This is a genomic window from Mesorhizobium huakuii (assembly GCF_030160235.1).
GTDB lineage: Bacteria > Pseudomonadota > Alphaproteobacteria > Rhizobiales > Rhizobiaceae > Mesorhizobium > Mesorhizobium huakuii.
Window position 1 is genome coordinate 1 of sequence record NZ_BSNY01000004.1, and the last position, 5,236, is coordinate 5,236.

Annotated in this window: 3 protein-coding genes and 3 pseudogenes; 3 read left to right on the forward strand and 3 right to left on the reverse strand. The window is 60.7% G+C overall.

What is annotated here, in order from left to right:
• Positions 1-49 precede the first annotated feature (49 nt).
• Positions 50-157, reverse strand: a pseudogene (locus QQK95_RS00385) (IS5/IS1182 family transposase); the annotation flags it as partial.
• Positions 158-463: 306 nt separating this feature from the next.
• A pseudogene (locus tag QQK95_RS33440) lies at positions 464-538 on the reverse strand (IS6 family transposase); the annotation flags it as partial.
• Positions 539-775: 237 nt separating this feature from the next.
• Between QQK95_RS33440 and ffh the strand changes: the two are divergent.
• Both ffh and QQK95_RS00395 read left to right on the forward strand, forming a co-directional pair.
• A complete protein-coding gene (gene ffh / locus QQK95_RS00390) occupies positions 776-2,374 on the forward strand; it encodes a signal recognition particle protein (protein WP_284267627.1) in 1,599 nt (532 codons plus the stop codon).
• 8 nt (positions 2,375-2,382) lie between these two features.
• On the forward strand, positions 2,383-2,709 hold the full coding sequence (locus QQK95_RS00395; RefSeq protein ID WP_019862096.1) for a chorismate mutase: 327 nt from the start codon (positions 2,383-2,385) through the stop codon (positions 2,707-2,709).
• A gap of 249 nt (positions 2,710-2,958) precedes the next feature.
• On the opposite strand, the pseudogene QQK95_RS00400 reads toward QQK95_RS00395, so the two are convergent.
• Positions 2,959-3,663, reverse strand: a pseudogene (locus tag QQK95_RS00400) (IS6 family transposase).
• Between the two features lie 253 nt (positions 3,664-3,916).
• Between QQK95_RS00400 and QQK95_RS00405 the strand changes: the two are divergent.
• A partial coding sequence (locus tag QQK95_RS00405; RefSeq protein WP_284267655.1) for a DUF4158 domain-containing protein occupies positions 3,917-5,236 on the forward strand: 1,320 nt, incomplete at its 3' end.

The window sequence follows — 5,236 nt, forward strand, 5'->3', positions numbered from 1 at the left end:
CCCGCCTCGATACGCCGCCCTTCTCAAACCGTCATCACCCATTTTCCGCCATAGCTCCACGCCGGCGCAGACCTGCTTCGTAGTCACGCCAATTCGTCACCCTGAATTTCATCTTTCCGACGTGATGACGACGATCGGCGTTGTGTTTGTACGGCATGGCACTCGCATCAAGCTGATTTCGATCCTGCCTGCCTATCGCCAAACCGTTGACAAAGGATCCATGCACCAACGCCCTGTTTGACCCTAATCCCGTAGTCCGCCAGGACCCGATCAGTCCTGGCCGATCCAGGTGGATGAACCGATACCTGGCATGGCCTGAATGCCGTTTTGTAGAATGGTCTCATCCTCCTGAGCCCTTGCCCGCTGCAAGCGGGATATTGGTGCAATCGGGCTCAGACCTTGGATGCCGAAACAGTCCTGGAGTTCTGCTCATGCGTTGCTAAATTTAACCCTTGACCCCAAGAAGCCCATGTGAGGTAAGGTACCAGCGCACGCAAAGCAGGATCACAGATTGGTCGAAATGGCGCCCCTTGAACATTTGAAACCTCCGAAAATCAGCGAAGGCCATTGCCAGACAACCCGTAACCAAAGAGTTTGCAACAGAACCGGACGCCGAAGCCTCTATGGGGCAGTGCTGTAAACAGATCCTGGAGGCCAACACCCGGCAGCGCTGTGCGCCCCCGGGTGCTTTTTGGTTTTGGGCTTTTGCTTGGCGACTTGGCGCGAACGCATTACTTCTCGGATCGAACCCCGAACCGAGATCGAAGGACGCAAGATGTTTGAATCGCTGCAGGAGCGCCTTGGCTCCATCCTGAACGGCCTCACCGGCCGCGGCGCGCTGTCGGAGGCTGACGTCTCGGCGGCGCTGCGCGAGGTGCGCCGTGCGCTGCTCGAGGCCGACGTGGCGCTCGAAGTGGTGCGGTCCTTCACCGACAAGGTGCGCGAGAAGGCTGTCGGCGCCGCGGTGCTGAAGTCGATCAAGCCCGGCCAGATGGTCGTCAAGATCGTCCATGACGAGCTGGTCGACATGCTGGGCGCCGAGGGCGTCGCCATCGACCTCAACGCGCCGGCCCCCGTCGTCATCATGATGGTCGGCCTGCAGGGCTCCGGCAAGACGACCACTTCGGCCAAGATCGCCAAGCGGCTGACCGAGCGTCAGAACAAGAAGGTCCTGATGGCCTCGCTCGACACGCGGCGTCCCGCCGCGCAGGAGCAGCTGCGCCAACTCGGCGAGCAGACCAAGGTCGCGACGCTGCCGATCATTGCCGGCCAGAACCCGGTCGATATCGCCAAGCGCGCCGTGCAGGCGGCCAAGCTCGGCGGCCACGACGTCGTCATCCTCGACACCGCGGGCCGCACCCATATCGACGAGCCGCTGATGGTCGAGATGGCCGACATCAAGAAGGTGTCGAGCCCGCACGAAATCCTGCTGGTCGCGGATTCGCTGACCGGCCAGGACGCCGTCAACCTGGCCAAGAGCTTCGACGAGCGTGTCGGCATCACCGGCCTGGTGCTGACCCGCATGGACGGCGATGGCCGCGGCGGTGCGGCCCTTTCGATGCGCGCCGTCACCGGCAAGCCGATCAAGCTGATCGGCACCGGCGAAAAGATGGACGGGCTGGAGGAATTCCACCCCAAGCGCATCGCCGACCGCATCCTCGGCATGGGCGACATCGTCAGCCTGGTCGAGAAGGCCGCCGAGAGCATCGACGCCGAGCAGGCGGCGGCGATGGCCAAGAAGATGCAGTCGGGCAAGTTCGACCTGAACGACCTCGCCCAGCAGCTTCAGCAGATGTCGAAGATGGGCGGCATGGGCGGCATCATGGGCATGATGCCCGGCATGGGCAAGATGAAGGACCAGATGGCCGCCGCCGGGCTCGACGACAAGATGTTCGGCCGCCAGCTCGCCATCATCTCCTCGATGACCAAGGCCGAGCGCGCCAATCCCGATATTCTCAAACACTCGCGTAAGAAGCGCATTGCCGCCGGCTCCGGCACCGATGCCGCCGAGATCAACAAGCTGCTCAAGATGCATCGCGGCATGGCCGACATGATGAAGGCGATGGGCGGCAAGGGCAAAGGCGGCGGCCTGATGCGTGGCATGATGGGGGGCCTCGCCTCCAAGATGGGCCTGGGCGGCATGATGCCCGGCGGGATGGGTGGCATGGGTGGCATGCCCGATCTCTCCAAGATGGACCCCAAGCAGCTCGAAGCCTTGCAGAAGCAGGCGCAGGCCGCCGGCCTCGGCGGTATGAAGGGCCTGCCCGGCGGACTTCCCGGCAGTGGCCTGCCAGGCCTGCCCGGCGGCATGAAACTTCCGGGGCTTCCCGGCCTCGGCGGAGGCGGACTGCCGGGCCTTGGCAAGAAGAAGTGAGAATACGCATGAACGAAGAGAAGGACATGGCCGACGCGCGCACCATCCTGGCCGGCTACCGCGCTTCGATCGACAATATCGACGCGGCGCTCATCCATATGCTCGCCGAGCGCTTCCGCTGCACCAAGGCGGTCGGCGTGCTGAAGGCCGAGCATGGCCTGCCGCCGGCCGACCCGGCGCGCGAGCAACAGCAGATCGCCCGTCTTCGCCAGCTGGCGAAGGACGCGCATCTCGATCCGGATTTCGCGGAAAAATTCCTCAACTTCGTCGTCCGCGAAGTGATCCGCCACCACGAACAGATCGCCGCTGCCAACGGCGTGACGAAAACCGGCTGACCCAACCAGCCTTAACGCAATCAAACGAAATCAGAGCTTTTAGGAGATAAGAAATGGCACTGAAGATCAGACTGGCCCGTGCGGGCTCGAAGAAGCGTCCTTACGGTTTTGTTGCAACGGCTGAATAGGGGCACAGAGAGCCAGAGGTGGCTCGGTTTGGACAGGAATTCCCGATTTATAAGTGGAACACTGCCTCTGGCGTTGTCACGTTGTTTGCAATGTGGCCGCGTGAGGCTGCTACCGCGCTTTTCAGGCAGGCGGTGCACTCACGGCTTCCCACGCGGCCATGGCTTGGCGTCGATGGGCTCGAATTTGTGCTGCGGAGCGGTTGGTCTGGGATGGGACGAAGAGATTTCGGACGGCGGAGAAGATCGACACGAAATGCTGCAATGAGCCGACCGACCGGAAACCCTGTCGCGTTCGTTCCCGTTTTCGGAACGGCAGGTGAGAATTCTCCGCCCGGTTGTTCAAGCCTTTATGCGAGCGGTGTTCCAAGTTCGGCATGAGCTGGCGTTTGGCCGCCCCGTAGGAGCGCAATTTGTCGGTGATCATACGCTTTGGCGGCAGACCCTGCTTCTTCAGAAGTCACGTCAGCAGGCGCTTGGCGGCCTTGCTGTTGCGACGCGTCTGGACGATCTCGTCGAGCACATATCCGTCCTGATCAACCGCTCTCCACAACCAGCATTTCTGACCGTTGATGCGCACCGCGACTTCATCCAGGTGCCAGACATCATCTTTCGTCGGCGCCTTGCGGCGTATGCGGCGCGCATAATCAGGGCCGTGCTTTCGGCACCATCGGCGGATGGTCTCGTAGGAAACGACGATCCCGCGTTCGAGCAGCATTTCCTCGACATCGCGCAAGCTCAGATTGAAGCGGAAGTAGAGCCAGACAGCACGGGCCACGATTTCGATCGGATAGCGGTGGTTCTTGTAGGTCGGTGCACTCACGGTCATGGGCGCGCTGCTACCTCAATTTCCTTACCCCTCAATCAATGTGACAGCACCGCGCCGAATGCTCGGCGATGAGCCGCTCCACCATCTCGTTCAGCGTAATGTCCTTGCGCTCTTAGGCCGCAGACTCATAATGGCCCTGTCGGCTCGAAGCTGGGATTTTGGCCAAGTTGAAGAACGTTGTGGGAACATTGTCTCGCTAATTGACGAGTGCTTTGCTGGGGAATGACAGTCTGCTCCAATTTTAGGGATTGGAGTGACGGGTTTGCATATTTCGCGAGAGGATTTGATCGGGCGCTGGAGCCTGAGCTATTCGGATATTGAATTTGTGAACGGCAAGCCGGCCCCGGCGCGACTGGGATTGGCGGTTCAGCTTAAGTTCTTCGCCGCGCACGGCTTCTTTGTACAGGACCATGCCTCGATCCCGGCCGACAGCGTTTCCTGGCTGGCCGAGCAGCTTGGCGTCGAATCTGGCGCCATGACCGAGTATGATTTCTCCGGCCGGACTGCGCGCCGGCATTGTGCCGAGATTTTGCAGTACCTCGGCTTTCGGCGCCTGAAACGGTGCGATCGGGAAGAGCTGACATTATGGATCGCTGGCGAACTGTGTCCGACCGGGCAATCGGTCGGCGCCATGCTCGAGCAGGTTTTTCTGTGGTGCCGGGACCGTTGCATATACGGCCCGTCGCACAAGGAACTGGAACGCCTGGTGCGTTCGCAACGGCAACACTATCTCGACGACTGGTTGACCGGGGTGAGCGCTCGCCTTTCAGCAAGCACGGTCGCATTGCTGGAAGCTTCTATTGCTGAGGCAGACGGCCAGACCGGCTTCAATACGATGAGAGGTGATGCTGGCCAGGCGTCGCTCGACAACATCCTCAGCATGACGGCGAAACTTGCCTTCATTCAGAAACTTGATCTGCCACGGGATATCCTGTCGGCGACCGGCAAGGCATGGGTGGAACAGATTGTCCGCCGTGTCGCCGGCGAAAAGGCCTGGGAGATGCGGCGGCACCCTTCGGCCAAACAAATCGGACTGTACGCAATTTATCTTTCGTCACGGCAAGCGCAGCTCACGGACGCGATGGTCGATTTGCTGCTCGAGACGGTCCACAAGATCGGGACGCGCTCGAAACGCAAGGTGGTCGGCGATATCGCGAAGGATATCGAGCGGGTTTATGGCAAGGAAAGATTGCTGGTTGAGATTGCCAGTGCTTCGATCGACGAGCCCGCGGGGCGCGTCTGCGATGTCATTTTCCCGATCGTCGGCAAGGACAAGCTGGCGGCGATCGTCAAGGAGAGCCAGGCGAAAGGGGCTCTCGACCGGCGCATATATAAGGTGATGCGCTCGTCCTGGGCCAATCATTACCGGCGCATGCTGCCCAGTCTGCTTTCGGTTCTGGAATTCCGGTCGAACAATACCGTGTGGCGTCCGGTGCTAGTGGCGCTGGATTGGATCAGGAGCAAGGTGGATGATGGCTGCCGGTTTGTGCCGATGCAGGATGTGCCGTTTGACGAGGCGTTGGTGCGCGGATATGAAATCGAACGCATTTCGATCATTAATGTAGTTGGTTAT